The following is a 20780-nucleotide window of genomic DNA, read 5'->3' as shown; positions in this document are numbered from 1 at the left end:
TTTGCCGCTCTTGCATCTTTCACATGCAGCAGGGGTAATCGCAGTGGCAAGGAGCCTGCCCTGTTTGGTGAGTCCTGATATAGTACTAGGTTGATCCTCCCGCGCTGCTCTGTCGACCTCAGAAATTGCATCGGGATACTTACGCTGAAGGCATCCATGGAAGAAATTCGCATTCGCGGCGCACGCACGCACAATCTGAAGAACATCAGCCTTGACCTGCCCCGCAACAAACTGATCGTCATTACCGGGTTGTCCGGTTCGGGCAAGTCGTCATTGGCATTTGATACGCTGTATGCCGAGGGCCAGCGTCGCTATGTGGAATCACTGTCGTCGTATGCGCGGCAATTTTTGCAACTGATGGAAAAGCCGGACGTGGACATGATCGAAGGTCTGTCGCCGGCCATTTCGATTGAGCAAAAGGCAACTTCGCACAACCCGCGCTCAACTGTGGGCACGGTGACCGAAATCCATGACTATCTGCGTCTCTTGTATGCACGCGTTGGCACGCCGTATTGCCCTGACCATCCTGAGAACCCGCTGGCAGCGCAATCGGTATCGCAGATGGTCGATGCGGTGCTGGCGATGCCGGAAGATACCAAGCTGATGATTCTGGCGCCGGTCGTGGCTAATCGCAAGGGCGAGCACGTAGACCTGTTTGAGCAGATGCAGGCACAAGGCTTTATCCGCTTCCGTGTGCAAAGTGGCACGGGCGCTGCCAAGGTGGTTGAGATCGATGACTTGCCCAAGCTCAAGAAGACCGAGAAACACACGATTGATGTCGTGATTGACCGCATCAAGGTCAAGGCGGACATCAAGCAGCGCCTGGCCGAGAGTTTTGAAACCGCACTGCGTCTGGCGGAAGGTCGCGCCATTGCGGTGGAGATGGATACCGAGAAGGAACATCTGTTCTCCAACAAGTTTGCCTGTCCAACCTGTGGCTATTCGCTGCAGGAGCTTGAGCCGCGTCTGTTCTCGTTCAATAATCCAATGGGAGCCTGCCCGGAGTGTGATGGTCTGGGCCATATCGAGTTCTTCGATCCGAAACGGATTGTGGCCTTCCCGAATCTGTCGCTGGCCAGTGGCGCGATCAAAGGCTGGGACCGCCGCAATCAGTTCTACTTTCAGATGCTGTCGAACCTGGCGGCTTTCTATGAATTCGACATCGATCAACCGTTTGAGCAATTGCCGGAGAAGGCGCAGCAAGTCATTCTGTATGGCTCCGGTCGGCAGACAGTGCCCTTCACCTATGTCAATGAGCGTGGTCGCACGGTAGTGCGCGAGCACACCTTTGAGGGTGTCGTGGTCAATCTGCAGCGTCGCTACCGCGAGACAGATTCGATGGCGGTCAAGGAGGAGCTGGCCAAGTTCATCAATGAGAAAGAATGCCCCTCCTGCCATGGTGCTCGCCTGCGAGTGGAAGCCCGCTTTGTGAAGATCGGTACTGGTCGTCAGCAACGTGCGATCTATGAAGTGGCGGCAACCCCATTGCGCGAGACGCTGCACTTTTTCGAGCATCTGAAACTGACCGGTGCCAAGAAAGAAATCGCTGACCGTATCATCAAAGAAATTGTGTCGCGCCTGAAGTTTTTGAACAACGTCGGGCTCGATTATCTATCGCTGGAACGTAGTGCAGATACGCTCTCGGGCGGTGAAGCGCAGCGTATTCGTCTGGCCTCACAAATTGGCTCTGGCCTGACCGGCGTGATGTATGTGCTGGATGAACCATCGATTGGTTTGCATCAACGCGATAACGACCGCCTGATTGCTACGCTCAAGCATTTGCGCGACATCGGCAACAGCGTGCTGGTGGTCGAACATGATGAAGATGCCATTCGTACTGCCGACTACGTGGTCGATATGGGCCTGGGCGCGGGGGTCCATGGCGGCGATATCATCGCGCAGGGTACCCTGGACGACATCCTCAAGAACAAGAAGTCACTGACTGCCAAGTATCTCAATGGCACACTGGAAATCGCTGTCCCCAAGAAGCGCACTGCACCGGACCCGGAGCGTCAGCTGACCATCACCGGTGCCACCGGTAACAACCTGAAGAACGTCAGTTTTGATTTACCAGTTGGCTTGCTGACCTGTGTGACGGGCGTATCAGGCTCGGGCAAATCAACACTGGTCAACGACACCCTGTATCTGGCTGCGTCACGCCATCTGTATGGTTCGCAAACTGAACCAGCTGAGCATGAAAGCATCAGCGGTCTGGAACATTTCGACAAGGTGATTTCGGTCGACCAAGCGCCGATTGGCCGTACACCACGCTCCAATCCGGCGACTTATACCGGCCTGTTTACGCCGATCCGCGATTTGTTTGCAACGGTACCGGCGGCCAAGGAACGCGGCTACAGCGCGGGACGTTTTTCGTTCAACGTCAAGGGCGGTCGCTGTGAAGCGTGCCAGGGCGACGGCGTGATCAAGGTGGAAATGCACTTCCTGCCGGATGTGTACGTGCCTTGCGATGTCTGCCACGGCAAACGCTATAACCGTGAAACACTGGAAGTACAGTACAAAGGCAAGAACATTACCGAGATTCTGGAAATGACGGTCGAAGATGCGCATACCTTCTTCCTGCCGGTGCCGTTGATTGCCCGTAAACTGCAGACTTTGCTGGATGTCGGTCTGGGTTATATCAAGCTGGGGCAAAGTGCAACCACGCTCTCGGGTGGTGAAGCGCAGCGCGTCAAACTGTCGCTGGAACTGTCCAAGCGCGATACGGGACGGACCTTGTATATCCTTGATGAGCCGACCACGGGCCTGCATTTCCACGATATTGATCTGCTGCTGAAGGTGATCCATCGTCTACGCGACCAGGGCAATACCGTGACCATCATTGAACATAATCTGGATGTGATCAAAACGGCTGACTGGATCATTGATCTGGGCCCCGAGGGGGGCGCAGGTGGAGGCAAGATCATCGCAACAGGTACACCAGAAGATGTCGCGAGTAACCCGGACAGTATCACCGGTCAGTATCTCGGACCTTTGTTGAAAAAGAAAAAGTAAGGCAGGAATTGGTCATGAATACTTTGCTCTCCGCAGCCCAGATCGACAGTTTCCGTCATGATGGTTTTCTGCTGCTCAAAGCGTTCGTCCCGGAGCCAACCTGCGATGAACTGCTTCACGTCACGCAGGAGCACATCCGGCAGGCAATAGCACCGCTGGAATACGAAGCGGAAGTTGGCTATGACGGTGCACCGGCCTCACTGGATGCACCTGGTGGGCGCACCGCACGGCGGCTGCGCGCAGCATGGCAACGCGATGAACATTTTCAGCGCTGGGGTTCCGATCCAGCGCTGGTGGCGGTTCTGCATCAATTGTTTGAAGAGCCGGTATGCGTCACACTCGCCCATCACAACTGTGTGATGACCAAACATCCAACCTTCGGCACGGCGACGGGCTGGCATCGGGATATCCGTTACTGGTCATTCCCGCGTAATGAGTTGATTTCGGTATGGCTGGCACTGGGTCCGGAAAATGCGGATAACGGTGGGCTGCATTTCATCCCCGGCTCGCACAAGCTGCAGTTGCAGCCAGAGCAGATGGATGAGCTCGATTTCCTGCGACCCGATGTGGCGGCTAATCAGGCGTTGTTTGCGCAAGGTATTTCACTGCCGCTGGAGCAGGGTGATGTGGTGTTGTTCCACAGCGGACTGTTTCATGCCGCTGGCAAAAACAACAGTGATCAGGTCAAGGCATCGGTGGTCTTTGCTTATCATGGTCAAAGTAATCAGCCTCTGCCGGATACCCGTTCATCGGCATCGCCGGATATCCTGCTGGATTGATTGCTGCCCCTTGGCTTCATCAAAGCATCGACAAAAGAAAACCGGGGTATTGAGGACTTGAGGTACGCGGCCATCTCCGCATTCATATGCATTGCGCACGTAAGAGCAAAGCAATGGGCTTACGGCGAGAACGCATGCCGCGGTACCAGATAACCACCACCTTCGCGTAGCGTCATGGTTTGCGTGGTGATGAGGCTACTGCGCAATTCCCTGGCGTCGCTGTCTTTAAGTAGTGGGAAGATCGGCTGACCGTGGGCATCCTGGGTCAGCAGGTTGGCTTCTTCGTCGGTGAAGGTCATATCGCGCTGTATTTCTTCCATCTCACCGATACGGCCTTGCAAGCGTGATTTCTGCGCCTGTCGTAATAATTGCGCTTTGCTGTCCAAGATGGCTTGCAGCGCTGGATTGGCAGCCTTGGCTCTCTGAAAATTCTGCCACGCCTGATACCGGTAGCGCTCATTGGGCGATGGTGGTGCGCTTTGCCATTCCCGCAGCTGCTCGGCTTTCTCTTGGGCGGTTTGGTAACCAGCCAGATAAAAGCCTGCCAGCGAATCGTGTACCTGTTCCTCCAGCAAAGCGATTTCATCCAATCTTAGTCGCCCCTTTTGATGTTCAAATTCATGCAGCACCATCATTTCCCAATCATCCGGCGTGGCGCGTAGATCTGCACGCAGCAACTGTAATTGATTGGCGAGATGTTCATTGCCTACCGCATGCAGGGCGATGATCTGATTACCATCATCACGCTGCCACGGGCGGCCACCGTTGGCGCGCTGCGCCAGTAGCTGCATATCGCCTTTGAACAACTGGTCGTAACTGATCATGTCCTGCTGTTCCTGACGGGTGGCGCGCTGGCAGGCAGGCAGTTGCGCCATGCGACCGATCCAGCGGGCACGGAAGCGGTAGTACAGCCGCATATGCTCGCGTCTCTGGTCTTCATAGGTGCCGGTAAAATCACCTGCCGCCATATAGGCATTCCAGTTAGTCGCCAATTCGGGGCTGAGCGCGTAATCGGCTTGCAGATCGGATGACATCTGGCGATAAGTCACCAAAGGCACTCCCGCCAGACGTGCCGCCTTATGCATATGCAACAGCGGCACCTGACAGATCATCTGGTCCATACGCATGCCACGCCCCTGCGTGCCGGGGCAATAACGACCACCGACATCAGAATGGACACCAGGGTAGGGTACTTCCACCACATTCTGACCTTTTACCCGTGTGATCGGGAAGTTCATGCGTTGCTCATGCGCGGCAATGTAATGCACGGTTTGCTTGACCAGTGACGGCAATGGTTTGAGCGTTTCGGCTGCCCAGCTGAAGTGACCATCCGCGAAGAATAGAGGCGTGGTTTTTGCTGCAGAGTGGGCGAGACCGACTGAAGCGACGGAGTCAAACAAACCAAGGAAATTGATTTCAATCGGCATGCCAGCCAGGGTGTTCTTGCCACCTAATGCGGCATCCAGCCAATAGCAGAAACTGCGTGCCTGAATCGCCCCGCGAGAAAAGCCGAAGACGGCGACACGAATGAGGGGGATGTGCGGCTGCCGGATCAGGTCGCGGGCTGTTTGTAGTCTGTCGTTGAGTTCATCGCGTAGTTGTGTGAACCACTGTTGGCGGCGGACTTGTTCGGGGTACTCCTTGTCGTAGTTGTGTTCGACGTCGCGGGTGTAGCTTTTTAGTTTGGCGGTGATTTGATCCGGTTCGTAAAGTGGACGATTGTCATTAAACGCACGATGTACAGCGTTATAGACCTGCAAGATGCCGAATAGAATTCGAGCCTGTCCACTTTTACCCATGGCTTTACCATCCTGCGATTCGCTCCATTCCTGATTTTCCGGAAAACGGGTTCCAACGCCGGGAACATAAAAGCAATAAGAATCAATGTCCTTTAGCTTGTTCAAACGTCGGGCATCTTTGTGCGTCTTAAATAATTTAACAATATTGGTATGTCCATTGAGGGGTTCGTCTCTGTCTCGATTGTTATTGGTACCATCAAAGAAAAGGCCAATCTTCACCATCGATTGACACGAAGGCATTCTTTGGCCATTAGGTTTATATATAGGAGGCTCTCTCAGTAAGTCAGCCAATCGTCGCTCTTCCTCTTTCGTTGTTAACATTTCCTGTGAGGCGTTATCAGAAATTGCCAGCGGTGCAGAATAAATTTGTAAGCTCATGATTATTCTTCCTCCGGAGGGGGAACAGTAACATTTTCTAGAATTGGATGATTTTTACTTTCTGGATAAGGCAATGCCGAAACAACTCTGACTTGATCATCTTTGAAAAAATGGACGTATAGATCCCCTATCGCGTCGTATCGCATAATGTTGGTCGTCTTTTCTACATAATCCCGCCCATTGGGCTTCCAGCGCACCTTGACTTTCATTCCTGGATGCCAAGTCTTGGGTAAGGCATAGCCTGCCGCGATCAGTCCCCCACAACTTGATCCATGCACCATTCTTCCGCCTAATGGCCCGCTTGCAATTGGTTCTTCAATAGAAAAATCATAAATATAGGAAACGCCTTCATGTTCAATACAAGACATCGATACATATGATCGAGGTATGTGTACATACGGCTTTTCTACATTGCTCTCGGTCGTTATTGGCCTGGTTGTATTGCAGCCAGCTAATCCAACCAGACTCACGATCAACACCATCTTCTTGATCGTGACATTTATTCCCGCATTAAAAATTGGCACACGCATGATGACGATTCCTCCAGTGACGGCCTTCGTGATGACTTCATTGAAAGTTCGTGATGCTAGAGGTCTTTTCTTGCACTGTGCGTGGCGAACTCTCGAAAAGCGTTCACATTCGAAATAGTCCGAGACAAGGCATTCGTTTTTTGATGCTGCGCGCTCTCTTTATTTTTTTTTAGTTCTGCGCTTATGTTGATCTCCATCACAACATTGCCTCATCAATCGCAACAAGCTCACGTCCACAACTCATCCAATTCCGTCTCTCCAAACCTTGCACGACTTTGAGGCGGCGGGTGCGGCATGCCGGCTATCTTCGGACGGCAGAAGAACTGGCACTGGCGTCTAGTGCGATTAGTCAGCGTATCGTTCGACTCGAGAAATATTTGGGCGGCATCAAGCTGCTTGTTCGCAAAAGGCAGTAAATGCTACCAATTGATGCTATGCAGACGTCGGTCGTAGAGCTGCATGCGGTGTTGTTACAACTCGCGGCTGGTCTTGACTGGCCGGAGTCGTTGTAGGGATCGGTATATGAAGATGACCGCACCTTGTTGTAAGCCGCCGCAGCCGAGCAGGGTATTGTCTTGGCGCGGGCAGCGCTAGCGTTCAATGATCTGGTTGCCGGGCGGCTGATGCAAGTCAGTCAGGTTTCCATTGAGGACGATCTCAGCTGACACCTGGCCTGACTTGGCAATACCCCGGCTGCATTAATTCATACGTACTTCTTGATCCAGTGCGCGATACATTGCAGCTTAAAACTGCTCCCAATCATCCGATTGGTCGAGCTTCGGTGCCGCGGCCAATACGGGAGTGGGAGCCTTGGCCGGCAACGCTGGTTTGCTCGGCGTGATCGATTTGGCGGGCTTGTTGGTGGCCTTATTGCCAGATGTGGCACGCTTGACTGCTGGCGCTGATGCGCTGGGTGCGGCGGCCGGGAGAGGACTGGAAGAGAATTGCGTACTGTCGATCTTGAAGACACTGACCGCCTGCGTCAGACGCACGGCCTGATCCTGCATCGATTGAGCCGCCGCAGCAGCTTGCTCAACGAGCGCAGCATTCTGTTGGGTTGCCTGATCCATCATGCTGATGGCGCGATTGACTTCTTCAATACCAGAGCTTTGTTCCTGGCTGGCGGCAGTGATTTCACCCATCACGTCGGTCACGCGCTTGACGCTGGAGACGACCTCGTCCATGGTGACACCAGCCTGCGCTACCAGCTCACTACCCTGACCGACCTTGCTCACAGAGTCGTCGATGAGTGCCTTGATTTCCTTGGCGGCAGCGGCTGAGCGCTGTGCCAGACTGCGCACTTCGGATGCCACCACGGCAAAGCCACGGCCTTGCTCGCCGGCACGGGCTGCTTCGACCGCGGCATTGAGGGCGAGAATATTGGTCTGGAAGGCGATGCCATCAATTACGCTGATGATGTCTACGATTTTCTTGGAAGAGTCGTTGATGTTGTTCATCGTCGAGACCACCTGGCTGACTACCTGCCCCCCCTGCACCGCCACCTCGGCTGCGGAAGCCGCGAGTTGATTTGCCTGACGGGCATTGTCGGCATTCTGTTTGACGGTCGAAGTCAGCTCTTCCATGGCTGAAACCGTTTCTTCCAGCGAGCCGGCCTGTTGTTCGGTACGCGATGACAGATCCAGATTGCCGCTGGCAATTTCGCTGGATGCCGTGGCGATGGTATCGGTACCCATACGTACTTCACCGACAATCTGCTGCAGACGTTTATTCATGGTTTGCAGTGCTTCCATCAACTTACCGGCTTCATCTTTTGAATGCACCCGGATTGATTGTGTCAGATCGCCATCGGCAACTGCCTGCGCTACCTTGACCGCTTCATCAAGCGGACCGGTGATCGCCCGTATGAGCCAGATACCGACAATCAGCGCAACAGACAAACCCACCACGATGGCGATGATGGTCAGACTGATGAAGGTGTGATAACGCGACTGTGAATCGGCGAAGAGCAGCTTCCCATTGTCTTGCTGTTGCTGCATCAAGGCAGTCATGGTCGTGTTGATTTGCTTGAACACAGTCAGCAGGGGACCATTGAACAGTTCACCAGCGCTCTGGAAGTCACGATTGTTCAGCGCTTCGATGGCCGGTTTGACACCTTCAGTGATGAATTTTTTCTGCTGCTCGGTGAATTGATCGGCAAGCTTGCGCTCTTCCGGCGTCAGATTGGTGGTGAGAAACTGCTTCCAGATCTCGTCACCCTGTTTCATGGTTTTGTTCAGGTCGGCAACCGTCTTGTCGATATCACCGGAGTCACCAACCATGGCACTGGAAACGGCATAGCGTCCAGTATTGATACCGGCAATCACCTGTTGTAATTGTGCCAGTGCAACAAGACGATCTTCATACATCGATTGAAGGTCGGCATTCGCCCTTTTTTGGCTGAGTAGACCTACGGCACCAAAGATAGCGAGCAGTAATGACAAGAAACCAACAACAAAAATCAGTCGCGCCTTGATGGACAGATTGTTAAGCATGGCAAACATCCTTACAAAAAAACCGGACTACGAAAAAAAACAGTGCAGGATCGCCACACCATTCATTGACTATAACAAAAGCATTTCTCATACCAACTCAGGCGCCATAAGGCGGCCAACCCAAGTCGGTTAATGCATCGCGGCTGGCAAGCCCAGCCATAAACCCAGGGGTACAAAAAACAGGGCTGCCAGGTTACCCATCAATACGATCGATGCGACCTTGTCGGGCTCCTGGCGATATTGTTCTGCCACCATGAAACAGAGCACTGCTGGCGGCAACGCAGAGAATAAATACATTTGCCCTCTTTGTGCCACCGTCAAAGGTAAAAACTGATCAAGCAGGCAAGCCATGATCAGGCCGACTACAGGACATGCTATGGCGCCAACAAGCCCAATGCCCCAGCTTTTAAAACGGATATCAATCAGGCGTATTCCGAGCACAAACAGCATGACGGGGATGCTGGCGTCGCCCAAGAGTTTCATGGCCGCATATAGCGGCCGTGGCAACGGCAGGTGTAACAATGCAAACAAAACGCCGAGGATCATGGCAACCATGATCGGACTTTTGAACAGCGCAAACAATGTGGCACCGCGATGTTGCTGATGTCCGTGCTGCAGCAGTCGTACACCAAAAGAAAAATAGACAAACGTGGCCGCCGTGAACAGCGCCACCGCTGCCGACAAACTCTCAGGACCGAAGGCCAGCACTGTCAGGGGCAAGCCCATGTTGCCACTGTTGTTGTACATCATCGGCGGCACAAAGGTGCGCTTGTCGTAACCCAGAAAACTGGCCAGGGGCCAGGCCAGCACAGCTGAACCGAGTGAAATAAGCACGCTGGCAAGAATCAGCCAGCGATTGTGGGCCAGATCAAAATCCTTGGATGCTAGTGCAGAAAATACCAGCAATGGCGCCAGCACTTCCATACAGACGCGGTTGACCGCTGCCATATCTGCACGCACTGTCTCGCCGCGCCAGTGTGCGTAGCCAAAGCCGATGAGGATGACGGAAAACACCGGAAGGATGATGCTGATAATCCGCGCAAAAATATCCATGCACTATTTTTTCAAGAGACGCTGTTCGGCCCGGAGAATATTCTCTGCGGTACCTCGAAGAACCACAATATCACCCTGCTGTAGCACGGTATCGGGCTGCACATCAACACGCAGCTTGCCGCGTCGCAGCATCGTCACTTCGGTATCGAACTGCACCAGTGCCATTTGCCACAAGGTCTTGCCGATGGCATGCGCGCCTTCGATCAAGGCCACTGACTGCAGGCGGACACTGAGATTGTCATTGTCGTCCGGCACATCGGAGGCACCGTGGAAATAACCACGAAGGGAGGTGTAACGCTCGTCACGGGCAGTCTGCACCCGATGCACCACACGTCGTAGCGGCACGCCAAGCATCACCAGTGCGTGCGAGGCCAGCATCAGACTGCCTTCCAGTGCTTCTGGCACGACCTCGGTGGCACCGGCTGCGAGTAGCTTGTCCAGATCGGTATCGTCGTGACTACGAACAATGACGGGCAGGCTCGGCACCAGCTCGTTGGCGTGGTACAGCACTTTCAGCGCCGATGGGGTGCTGGCATAAGTGACCACTAATGCCGATGCACGATGGATACCGGCGGCGACCAGGCTCTCGCGTCGTGCTGCATCGCCATAAGAGACGTTGGCACCGGCATTGCGGGTTTCCTGTACCAGCTCAGGGTCCATTTCCAGCGCGTGGTAGGGAATGCCCTCCTCATCCAGCAACTTGGCCAGACTCTGACCACTGCGACCAAAGCCAGCAATGATCACGTGTTTCTGGCTGGACATGGTGCGCGTAGCCAACTGCGTCAGCGCCAGCGATTGCAACATCCACTCGTTGGCTGAAAGCTTCATGACAATGGCATCGGCATTGGCGATTAAAAACGGCGCTGCCAGCATGGACAGCACCATGGCAGCGAGAATGACCTGAATCAGCAGCGGGTCCATCAATTGCAAGCCCCCCGCCTGATTGAGTAGTACGAACCCGAATTCACCTGCCTGTGCCAGTGCCAGCCCGGTGCGCAAGGCCACCCCGGTGGAAGACCCGAACAATTTGACCAGCCCGGTGATGAGCCCGAACTTGAGCAACACCGGTCCCAGCAATAACAGCAGTACCAGCCACCAATGTTGCAACACCAGATGGATGTTGAGCAGCATGCCGACGGTAATAAAGAACAAGCCCAGCAAGACGTCGCGGAAAGATTTGATGTCTTCTTCCACCTGATGCTTGAATTCGGTTTCGGAGATCAGCATGCCAGCGATAAAGGCACCCAGCGCCATCGACAGCCCCGCCTTCTCGGTCACCCAGGCAGCACCCAGCGTGATGAGCAGCAGGTTCAGCATGAACAGCTCCTGGGAGCGTCGCTTGACCACGATATTGAACCAGCTGCGCATGAGCTTGTGACCGGCAACTAGCAGTAGCGTCAACACCACCAGCGCCTTGATACTGGCCCAGGCCAGCGTAACCAGCAGGTTGCCGGAGCTCTTGACCAGCGCCGGCACAATGATCAGCAGTGGCACCAGTGCCAGATCCTGAAATAGCAGAATGCCAAGAATGCGACGACCATGTTCGCTCTCCAGCTCCATGCGCTCGGTCAGCATTTTGGACACGATCGCCGTCGATGACATAGCCAGCGCCCCGCCGATGGCAAATGCAGCGGGCCAACTGATGTCATGCAATTGTGGCAACACAAAGGCCACGCCCCAGCCAAAGACCATGGCTACGACAATCGTCCCGAGCACCTGGGCCACGCCCAGGCCAAACACCAGGTGGCGCATCGCAGAAAGCTTGGGCAGAGAGAATTCGAGACCGATGGAGAACATCAGGAACACCACCCCGAACTCGGCCAGCGCCCGTGTGGTTTCGCTATCGTCGGCAAAGCCCAAGCCGTGTGGGCCGATCAAAATGCCCGCCACCAAATAACCGAGCATAGGCGGCAACTGAAACATGCGGAACACAACGACACCCAGCACAGCCGCGCCGAGCAAGAATAAGGTGAGCTCTAAACCGGAAAACATGTAATAGGAAATCCCAGCATTTTTATGATTGAAAGCCTGACGGCGACCTATACCCAGTGATACTAACCCGTATCTGTCGCAACCTTGCCGGTACCATGTATCAATCGTGTTGGCTGGTTACATCTGGCAAGTTTTTTGCTTTAGGAATTCGTTTATACTTCGGTTATGAGTGTAACCGAACATAAAATCCCGCCAAAAGCTTTTTCTGCCGAGAGCGCCCTGCGCGCGGTGGAACTTGCCCGTGAAACCCTGCAAATCGAGGCTGATGCGATTCTGGCCTTGAAAAATCGCCTGCAGAACAGCGTTGACGATCCGCTGGCTCGTGCTGTCGCAGCGTTGCTACAGTGCAATGGACGCGTCGTCGTTTCTGGCATCGGCAAATCCGGCCATATTGGCCGCAAGATTGCCGCCACCTTTGCCTCCACTGGTACGCCGGCATTGTTCATGCATCCAGCAGAAGCCGCCCACGGCGATTTAGGCATGGTCACCGCCAACGACGTCTTCATCGCCATTTCCAACTCCGGTGAAACCGCCGAGCTGATGGCGATCGCCCCGATCATCAAGCGTATGGGTGCCTATCTGATTGCCATGACCGGCAATGATGATTCCAGCCTGGCGCGCCTGGCATCGATTCATCTCAATGTCGGCGTTGCTCAGGAAGCCTGTACCCTCAACCTGGCACCGACGGCAAGCACTACCGCGACGCTGGCCATGGGCGATGCGCTGGCAGTATCGCTGCTGGATGCGCGCGGCTTCAAGGAAGAAGACTTTGCGCGCTCTCATCCGGGCGGCGCGCTGGGACGACGACTGCTGACCCACGTCCGTGACGTGATGCGCAGTGGCGATGCCGTTCCTGCGGTCAAACCAGATGTTTCGCTATCGGTGGCCCTGATGGAAATCACGCGTAAAGGTATGGCCATGACCGCGGTGGTCAATGACGCCAATGAGCCTATCGGCGTGTTCACTGATGGTGATCTGCGCCGCCTGCTGGAGCAAGGCAAGGACTTTACCCAGTTCTCGATCGCCCAGGTGATGCATTATGGGCCACGCACCATCCATCCAGACCAGTTGGCTGTCGATGCGGTACAGGTCATGGAAGAATTCCGTATCAATCAGTTGCTGGTGGCTGATTCCCAAGGGAAGCTGGTCGGTGCCTTGCATATCCACGATCTGACCCGTGCCAAGGTGATTTGATGACTGCCCCCGTACCAGCCCGCTTTGCGGATGTCGCTTCTGACGCGCTGAGCAAGGCTGCTCAGATAAAGATCATGATTTTTGATGTTGATGGTGTTCTCACCGATGGCGGTCTTTACTATGGCGCCGATGGGGAGCCAATCAAACGTTTTAATGCGCTCGATGGGCACGGCATGAAGATGCTGGTGCAGCATGGCATTGCGACGGCCATCATTACTGCTCGTCAGTCACCAATCGTGTTGCGTCGCGCCAAAGATCTTGGTGTGAGCCATGTATTTCAGGGGGTGCACGACAAACGTACAGCCTTTGCCCAACTGCTGGAACAGACTAGCCTGAGTGCTGCTGACTGTGGTTATATCGGCGACGACGTCATTGACCTGCCGATTATGAGCCGTGCCGGATTTACCGCCAGCGTTGCCAATGGGCACGCTGCCGTCAAGGAACGGGTGGACTATGTCGCAACGGCAAGTGGCGGCAATGGCGCAGCACGTGAAGTCTGCGATTTGATCCTGCATGCGCAGGGATACTATGAGACGGCACTGGCCGCCTACCTGGCATGAGTGACAACGCCCGCACTGCGCACAATATCCGGCTCGGCATTATCGTTGCCGTGCTGGTGGCGCTGGGCCTGGGTAGTTTCTGGGTATTGGAAGTAGTGCGGCGCGACGGCACCAATGCCCAGTCGGAACGGGTTCCCAACAAGCCAGACTATTACGTCGAGAAATTCAATTACGTCAAAATGGCTGAATCGGGTCAGCCACGCTTCAGTATTACCGGCGACAAGATGGTGCATTTCCCGCAGGATGACTCGTTTGAAATCACCATGCCTGTGATTACCGGACTGGATCCTGCCAAGCCAACCATGGTCTTGCGCTCCAAGCGTGCACGTATTGAAGATGACAACAGCAAGGTGCACATGTACGACGATGTGAATGGCAATCGTGCTGCCACCAGTACCAGCGAAAATATGCACCTTAAGACTGAATACCTGCTGGTGCTGCCCGATGATGATATCGCCAAGACTGACAAATATGCCGAAGTCACAATGGGTAGTTCATTCATGACTGGTACCGGCATGATCATCAACGACGCCATCAAGCAGCTCGAGTTCTTGCATGATTTCCATGGCTATTACGAGCCACGTCCGAAAGATACGGGCACTGCGGCACAACCCGTTAAGAAATAAACAGCTAATTGCGCAGGATGATATGAAACCAAATTTTTATAAGCTGTCCCTCCCTCTGCTAACTGCGTTGCTCATGAGTGCTAGTAGCCTGGTGCACGCTGAGAAAGCCGATACTGACAAGCCGACGCGTATCGAAGCCGATCAGATGGTCTATGACGATGTGAGACAGGTGAAGACCTTCACCGGCAACGTTGTGCTGACCCGTGGCACGCTGCTGATCAAGGCTGGCAAGGTCGTGTTGACTACCGATCCGGCAGGCTATGAATTCGCGGTGCTGTATGCAACGCCAGGTGGGCTGGCCAGCTTCCGTCAGAAGCGTGACGGCGGACCGGATCTATGGATCGAGGGTCGCGCGGAGCGTATCGAATATAGCGAAAAGACAGAAATCTCGAAATTGTTTACGCGCGCCCACATGCAACGAATGGATGGTCAGCGGATCACCGATGAAGTCAACGGTGAGTTCATTTCCTACGACAGCCGTGCCGAGTTCTATTCCGTCAATAACACCAACACCGGTGAAAGCAAACCGGGTGGCGGTCGTATCACTGCCATCATCCAGCCGCGTACTGATTCCTCGAATGCACCGTAACATGACAGTCAGCTCCCTGGCCGTGCGCGGCCTGAAGAAAAGCTATGGTGCCCGTCAGGTGGTACGCGATGTCTCCCTGCAAGTGGCCAGTGGTGAAGTGGTCGGTCTGCTGGGCCCCAACGGAGCAGGTAAAACGACCTCGTTCTACATGATCGTCGGTCTGGTCCCTTCGGATGGTGGCGAGATCGATCTCGACAATACCGATATCTCACGCTTGCCGATTCATGAGCGTGCCACCATGGGCTTGTCCTATCTGCCGCAGGAAGCATCGGTGTTTCGCAAGCTCACCGTGGAAGACAATATCCGTGCGGTGCTGGAGTTGCGCAAGGAAAACGGCAAGCCACTGAGTCGCGATGAAATCGAAGGCCGACTCAATAGTTTGCTACACGAGCTGCAAATTGAAAAGCTGCGGGAAAGTCAGGCCTTGTCACTGTCCGGCGGTGAACGTCGGCGCGTGGAAATTGCGCGTGCACTGGCGACCGATCCTCGCTTTGTCCTGCTCGATGAACCGTTTGCCGGTATCGATCCGATTGCCGTGATTGAAATTCAGCGTATCGTGCGCTTCCTCAAGGAGCGCGGTATTGGTGTGCTGATCACCGACCACAACGTACGTGAAACGCTGGGCATCTGCGATCGCGCCTACATCATCAATCAGGGTACTGTGCTCGCCAGTGGCAGCCCGGATGACATTATTGCCAATGAATCCGTGCGCCGTGTCTATCTAGGTGAACATTTCCGCATGTAGCGGCAAGGTACAGATAACTCAATGAAACAATCGCTTCAGTTACGCACGTCGCAGCATCTGGCATTGACGCCGCAATTGCAGCAGTCGATACGCTTGCTGCAATTGTCGACACTGGAGCTGCATCAGGAACTGGAACAGATTCTCTCTGACAATCCGTTGCTGGAACGGCTTGATGACGCGCTCGACAATTCGGTGCGGCTGCTGGCTGATGGTGCCATCAGCGGCACGCCTGCCACGCAGGCAGAAGCGGCCGATACGGTTGTCAGCAGCAGCCCGGGTGAAGCCGAAAGCCCAGATGGCAGCGAAGCCCTGGGTGGCGATGAGCAAGGCAGCGGTGATGCGGAATGGAGCTTTGACGACGTTGCCCGCAGCGGCAAATCCAGCGACGATGAAGATGCACGGCCACAGCTGGAAGCCCATAACGTCACCTTGCGCGAGCACCTGCTGGAACAGGCGCGTCTAACGATTCGTAGCTTGCGCGACCGGGCACTGGTTGAGCTCTTGATTGATGCGCTCGATGAACAAGGCTATCTGGAAGAGTCACTCGAAGAGATTCATGGCCGACTGCCGCACGAGCTGGAAATTGACATCGATGAACTCTCGATTGCATTGAAACTGCTGCAGAGCTTTGAGCCAGCAGGCGTCGGTGCGCGTAGCGCCTCGGAGAGTCTGGCGCTGCAGGTCAAACGACTCGACAAAGTGCCGTTTGTCACGCGGCGACTGGCTCTGACCATCGTTGAAGATTACCTGTCCTTGTTTGCACAACGGGATTTCAACAAGATCAGGAAGGCAATCGGCTGTGATGATGAAGACCTGCGCGAGGCGCAGGCAGTCATCCGTCGCTGTGACCCTCATCCCGGCTCGGCATTCTCGTCGGGTGCGGCTGACTATGTGGTGCCGGATGTGATTGTCAAAGCAACAAAGGATGGCTGGCAGGTACTCCTTAATCACGACGTCATGCCGCGACTGCGCGTAAACGCCATGTACGCCAATGCCTTGAAGCAATCCAAGGGAGACGGCTCGCTTGGCTCACAGTTGCAGGAAGCCAAGTGGTTGATCAAGAATATGCGCCAACGCTTCGATACGATCCTGCGTGTTGCACAGGCGATAGTAGAGAGACAACGTAACTTTTTCTCGCATGGTGCAGTCGCCATGAGACCCCTTGTGCTGCGCGAAATTGCTGATACACTGGGTCTACACGAGAGCACAATCTCTCGCGTGACAACTCAGAAATACATGCTGACGCCGCATGGCATGTTTGAGTTGAAGTACTTCTTCGGCAGCCACGTCGCAACGGAAGCAGGCGGTGAAGCATCTTCCACAGCAATACGGGCTCTCATCAAACAACTGATAGGAGCAGAAGATCCCAAGAGTCCCCTTTCTGATAGCAAGATTGCAGATATGTTGGCAGAACAAGGCATGGTGGTTGCACGCAGGACAGTCGCAAAGTATCGCGAAGTGCTGAAAATTCCCCCAGTCAATCTCCGCAAATCTCTTTAAGTTTTTCTGTAGTAACTGCACCTGTTGCTGTGTTCTTGTGTCAAGTTCCAGAACCAACCGAAGCTTGCGCTGGAACCGCCAGCAATCTTACGATAGGAGTGCTGTATGAATCTGACCATTAGTGGCCATCACCTCGATTTGACCCCCGCCATCCGCGAATACGTGCAAAACAAACTGGAACGCATCAAGCGTCACTTTGATCATGTCATCGATATCAGCGTGATTTTGAGCGTGGACAAATTGACAGAAAAAGAAAAACGTCAAAAAGCGGAAATCAATGTTCATATAAAGGGTAAGGATCTACATGTCGAAAGCATCGCGCACGATCTCTATGCGGCAATTGATGCCTTGATCGACAAGCTGGACCGCCAGGTCATCAAGCATAAGGATCAGGTACAAAATCATCACTCGATGGCAAAGCGTTTGCCGGAAGAATTTACCTCCGCATCGGCCACGTGATCATCCTTAACCGGCGGCAGTGACCGCCACAGAAAAAAGGGCGCATGAGCGCCCTTTCTTGTTTACCGTTCTGCCATCAATCACGACTGCAAGACAGCTTTGTTGCGACTGGCAGGACGATGAAATACCAGAACATTGCCCGCAAGCACCAGTACCAGCCCCGCCAGCGCAGCCGGTGTCCAGCGATATCCTTCAAACAGGACGGAAATATTGAGCGCGACAACCGGGAATAATACTGTGCAATACGCCGCACGCTCCGGCCCCCAGCGTCCGACCAGCATCAGATAGGCGGTAAAGCCAATGACCGAGCCAAACACGGCCAGATACCACAAGGCTCCCTGATAGCGCAGCGAAAAATCCATCGTCATGGGTGCCCCTTGTGCCAAACTGATGATCAGCAAAATGACGGCGCCACACAACATCGCCCAGGCATTGGTTTCCAGTGGTTTCAGCCCGAGCGACTGAAGCCGGCTGGAGAGCAGATTGCCGGTTGAAAAACACAAGGTACCTAGCAAGGATAGACCGAGACCGATCAGCGTTCCGCCGTCGGCATCATGATGTGCGATTTCCGGCCAGAACATGGTCAGGATACCAACCAATCCCAAGCCACCTCCGGCCAGCACCTGCGGCGCAATGCTGCGTTTGAAAAAAATACGGGCAAACAGCGCATTCCAAAGTGCCGCCATGGAAAACACCACTGCAATCAAACCGCTAGGCAGCGTACGGCTGGCGAAGTAGAAGCACAGAAAATTACAGCAAAACAGACACAGTCCTTGCGCCAATATCAATTTACGAGCTTCTCCGCGCGGCACGCGCACCTGCTTCTTCCAAAGCAGGATGGCAAACAGGATCGCCGCAGCGAGCAAGAAACGGTAAGCAATCGACTGGGAAATCGGTACCGGGCCCTGCTGCCATTTGATGGCAATCCAGGTACTTCCCCAGATCAATACGGTGGTGAGATATAGCAGAATATTCATGGTTGCTCCGGCGCAGAAAATCGAACGGACAGTGTCGTTGCAATACCGTCATCGTGATTGCAGATTTCTGCGCTTTTTATGATTGCGGTCAGCCAAAACCTGCGCCGCAGTAGTAAGCTTTCTGCTGTTCAATAAGGATCATTGTCATGCTCGGCTCTGCGCCACGTCCCATTTTTGACACACTTACGCACACGCGTGCCACCCAGATGAGCTCGACCATGTTCAATGATGAACTGAAAGCAACATTGTGGCATCGGCAACATCTGGAAAATACTCACTATCTGCGTCCTGGGCACCATACCCTGTCGTTTTACCTGGCTGGTGGCTTCGATATCTGCCGCCGCAATCAACCTAGCTTACGCGGTGCGCCTGGTAAATTCTGCATCTTGCCGGCGCAGCACGAGTCCGATTGGTTGATCGGTGGTGAAATCCGCTTTCTGCATTTGTATTTTTCCGAAGCCTTGTTTGCCGACTTTACGGTGCAATTGCTCGATTGCGAGCCCCGTGAGCGCCAATTGCTGGAGCGTACCTATATCGATGACCCGGTGCTGGCGCAGTTATGCCAGCAGTTCATCGCGCTTGACTGGAGCTTGCAGGACGGCAAACTCAGCGGCCATGCGTTGGCGCATGAAGTGCTGGCGCACCTGATCATGACCCAGACCGCTCGTCCGCAGCAGATCATCGCCAAAGGTGGTCTTGCACCACGACAACGACGCGGCGCACTGGAAATGATCGAAGCCCACCTTGACTCGCCGCTCACGGTCGCAGCACTGGCGCAGGAGCTGGGCTTGTCGGAATATCATTTCGCGCGCATGTTCAAGTCGTCACTCGGCTTTGCGCCACATGCCTGGATCTGTCGGCGCCGTCTGGAACGGGCGCGCCAGACATTGAGCGATACCCGGTTGCCGCTGGCCGATGTGGCCGCCGCCTGCGGCTTCTCCAACGCCAGTCATCTGGTCAATCGTTTCCGTGCAGCCTATGGTGTTACCCCGAGTCAATACCGGCACTGGGCAAGTAATTAAGGACGCGAATCGTCGCTGAAGCTTGGACTGCGATCCAACGCAAGAACGCGCTTTTCCCTATAATGTCGAGATTGAGAACTTTTTGAAGGTAGTGTCATGAGCGATGTGCAATCCTGGATCAAGGAAACCGTTACCCAAAACCCTGTCGTGCTGTTCATGAAAGGGACCGCGCAGTTTCCACAATGTGGCTTTTCGGGCAAGGCTATCCAGTTGCTCAAGGCCAGCGGCGCTGAGAATATCGTGACCGTCAACGTGCTGGAAAGTGCTGACGTACGTCAAGGCATCAAGGAATACTCCAACTGGCCAACCATCCCGCAACTGTATGTCAAAGGCGAATTCATCGGCGGCTCTGACATCATGAGCGAGATGTACGAATCGGGTGAACTGCAAACCCTGTTCAAGGCAGAATAAGTCGCGCATGTCGAGCGTACCGACAGCATCTCCTACTCGTCTGATCATCGCCATCACCGGTGCAACCGGTGTGGCGTATGGCGTGCGCCTGCTGCAGGTGTTGCGTGAGACCCCAGTCGAAACCCATCTGCTGATCTCCGAAGCGGGCGTGCTGAATCTGCATCAGGAACTCGACATGAAACGCAAGGATGTCGAAGCGCTGGCGGATGTCGTACATCCGGTACGTGATGTTGGCGCCTCGATTGCCAGCGGCTCATTTGCCTCCAGCGGCATGATCGTTGCGCCCTGCTCCATGAAGACACTGGCAGCGGTAGCCAACGGCTTGTCCGACAATCTGATCACACGTGCCGCCGATGTGGTGCTCAAGGAGCGCCGTCGGCTGGTACTGATGGTGCGCGAAACACCGTTCAATCTGGCGCATCTGCGCAACATGACCGCCGTCACCGAAATGGGCGGCATCATCTTCCCGCCACTGCCCGGCTTTTACCAGCGGCCGCAATCCATTCAGGAAATGATCGACCACACCGTGGGTCGTGTGCTGGATCTGTTTGCCATTGAGCATGCATTGACGCCACGCTGGAATGGCATGAAGCATCCCGCCAATTAGGCCAGCGAAGCCAGTCAGGTGATTGCTGCCCGACTGACGCCTGTTACTGCACCGA

General features: G+C 54.5%; 18 protein-coding genes. 12 read left to right on the top strand and 6 right to left on the bottom strand.

Translation table 11 applies throughout. The annotated features are described in order from the left end of the window. Nucleotides 1-156: 156 nt before the first annotated feature. Nucleotides 157-3012, top strand: coding sequence for an excinuclease ABC subunit UvrA (uvrA, locus tag FHW66_RS09750; RefSeq protein ID WP_183379582.1), 2856 nt, complete (start codon nt 157-159; stop codon nt 3010-3012). A 14-nt stretch (nt 3013-3026) separates the two neighbouring features. After that, nucleotides 3027-3791: a phytanoyl-CoA dioxygenase family protein gene (locus tag FHW66_RS09745; RefSeq protein ID WP_183379581.1), complete on the top strand. Its 765-nt coding sequence runs from the start codon at nt 3027-3029 to the stop codon at nt 3789-3791. Nucleotides 3792-3910: 119 nt separating this feature from the next. Here the strand turns inward: FHW66_RS09745 and FHW66_RS09740 are convergent, their stop codons facing one another. The 5 genes from FHW66_RS09740 to FHW66_RS09720 all read right to left on the bottom strand — a co-directional run bounded on the left by FHW66_RS09740 (nt 3911) and on the right by FHW66_RS09720 (nt 12035). Next, nucleotides 3911-5812 carry a DUF2235 domain-containing protein gene (locus tag FHW66_RS09740; RefSeq protein ID WP_183379653.1) on the bottom strand — a complete coding sequence of 634 codons (1902 nt, stop codon included), beginning with the start codon at nt 5810-5812 and terminating at the stop codon, nt 3911-3913. A 158-nt stretch (nt 5813-5970) separates the two neighbouring features. Then, on the bottom strand, nt 5971-6498 hold the full coding sequence (locus FHW66_RS09735; RefSeq protein WP_183379580.1) for a DUF3304 domain-containing protein: 528 nt from the start codon (nt 6496-6498) through the stop codon (nt 5971-5973). 743 nt (nt 6499-7241) lie between these two features. After that, a complete protein-coding gene (locus tag FHW66_RS09730) occupies nt 7242-8990 on the bottom strand; it encodes a methyl-accepting chemotaxis protein (protein ID WP_183379579.1) in 1749 nt (582 codons plus the stop codon). Between the two features lie 129 nt (nt 8991-9119). Continuing rightward, on the bottom strand, nt 9120-10043 hold the full coding sequence (locus tag FHW66_RS09725) for an AEC family transporter (RefSeq protein ID WP_183379578.1): 924 nt from the start codon (nt 10041-10043) through the stop codon (nt 9120-9122). Nucleotides 10044-10046: 3 nt separating this feature from the next. Then, nucleotides 10047-12035 (bottom strand): cation:proton antiporter, encoded by a 1989-nt coding sequence (locus tag FHW66_RS09720; RefSeq protein WP_183379577.1) that lies wholly within the window; start codon nt 12033-12035, stop codon nt 10047-10049. A 165-nt stretch (nt 12036-12200) separates the two neighbouring features. On the opposite strand from FHW66_RS09720, the gene FHW66_RS09715 reads away from it, so the two are divergent. The 7 genes from FHW66_RS09715 (at nt 12201) to hpf (ending at nt 17708) form a co-directional block, all read left to right on the top strand. Further along, nucleotides 12201-13229: an SIS domain-containing protein gene (locus FHW66_RS09715; RefSeq protein WP_183379576.1), complete on the top strand. Its 1029-nt coding sequence runs from the start codon at nt 12201-12203 to the stop codon at nt 13227-13229. Then, nucleotides 13229-13789, top strand: a complete 561-nt coding sequence (locus FHW66_RS09710; protein ID WP_183379575.1) for an HAD family hydrolase — start codon at nt 13229-13231, stop codon at nt 13787-13789. The genes FHW66_RS09715 and FHW66_RS09710 overlap by 1 nt, the downstream gene beginning before the upstream one ends. Continuing rightward, nucleotides 13786-14415, top strand: a complete 630-nt coding sequence (gene lptC, locus FHW66_RS09705) for an LPS export ABC transporter periplasmic protein LptC (RefSeq protein ID WP_183379574.1) — start codon at nt 13786-13788, stop codon at nt 14413-14415. The genes FHW66_RS09710 and lptC overlap by 4 nt, the downstream gene beginning before the upstream one ends. A 73-nt stretch (nt 14416-14488) precedes the next feature. After that, complete coding sequence (gene lptA, locus FHW66_RS09700; RefSeq protein ID WP_370543438.1) at nt 14489-15004, top strand: lipopolysaccharide transport periplasmic protein LptA; 516 nt, start codon at nt 14489-14491, stop codon at nt 15002-15004. A 1-nt stretch (nt 15005) separates the two neighbouring features. Beyond that, the gene (lptB, locus tag FHW66_RS09695) at nt 15006-15749 is read left to right on the top strand and encodes an LPS export ABC transporter ATP-binding protein (protein WP_183379572.1); all 744 of its coding nucleotides are present in this window, start codon (nt 15006-15008) and stop codon (nt 15747-15749) included. Between the two features lie 21 nt (nt 15750-15770). Next, nucleotides 15771-17249, top strand: a complete 1479-nt coding sequence (locus tag FHW66_RS09690) for an RNA polymerase factor sigma-54 (RefSeq protein ID WP_183379571.1) — start codon at nt 15771-15773, stop codon at nt 17247-17249. Nucleotides 17250-17354: 105 nt separating this feature from the next. Continuing rightward, a complete protein-coding gene (gene hpf, locus FHW66_RS09685; RefSeq protein WP_183379570.1) occupies nt 17355-17708 on the top strand; it encodes a ribosome hibernation-promoting factor, HPF/YfiA family in 354 nt (117 codons plus the stop codon). Between the two features lie 80 nt (nt 17709-17788). Here the strand turns inward: hpf and FHW66_RS09680 are convergent, their stop codons facing one another. Beyond that, nucleotides 17789-18685, bottom strand: a complete 897-nt coding sequence (locus FHW66_RS09680) for a DMT family transporter (RefSeq protein WP_183379569.1) — start codon at nt 18683-18685, stop codon at nt 17789-17791. Nucleotides 18686-18831: 146 nt separating this feature from the next. Between FHW66_RS09680 and FHW66_RS09675 the strand changes: the two genes are divergently transcribed. The 3 genes from FHW66_RS09675 to FHW66_RS09665 all read left to right on the top strand — a co-directional run bounded on the left by FHW66_RS09675 (nt 18832) and on the right by FHW66_RS09665 (nt 20725). Next, on the top strand, nt 18832-19707 hold the full coding sequence (locus tag FHW66_RS09675; protein ID WP_183379568.1) for a helix-turn-helix domain-containing protein: 876 nt from the start codon (nt 18832-18834) through the stop codon (nt 19705-19707). Between the two features lie 96 nt (nt 19708-19803). Next, nucleotides 19804-20118: a Grx4 family monothiol glutaredoxin gene (grxD, locus tag FHW66_RS09670; protein ID WP_183379567.1), complete on the top strand. Its 315-nt coding sequence runs from the start codon at nt 19804-19806 to the stop codon at nt 20116-20118. A 7-nt stretch (nt 20119-20125) separates the two neighbouring features. Beyond that, nucleotides 20126-20725, top strand: a complete 600-nt coding sequence (locus tag FHW66_RS09665; protein ID WP_183379566.1) for a UbiX family flavin prenyltransferase — start codon at nt 20126-20128, stop codon at nt 20723-20725. The last annotated feature ends 55 nt before the right edge of the window (nt 20726-20780 follow it).

The organism is Herbaspirillum sp. Sphag64 (assembly GCF_014192645.1).
Classification (GTDB): domain Bacteria; phylum Pseudomonadota; class Gammaproteobacteria; order Burkholderiales; family Burkholderiaceae_D; genus Herbaspirillum.
This window is presented reverse-complemented; position numbering and strand designations above follow the sequence as displayed.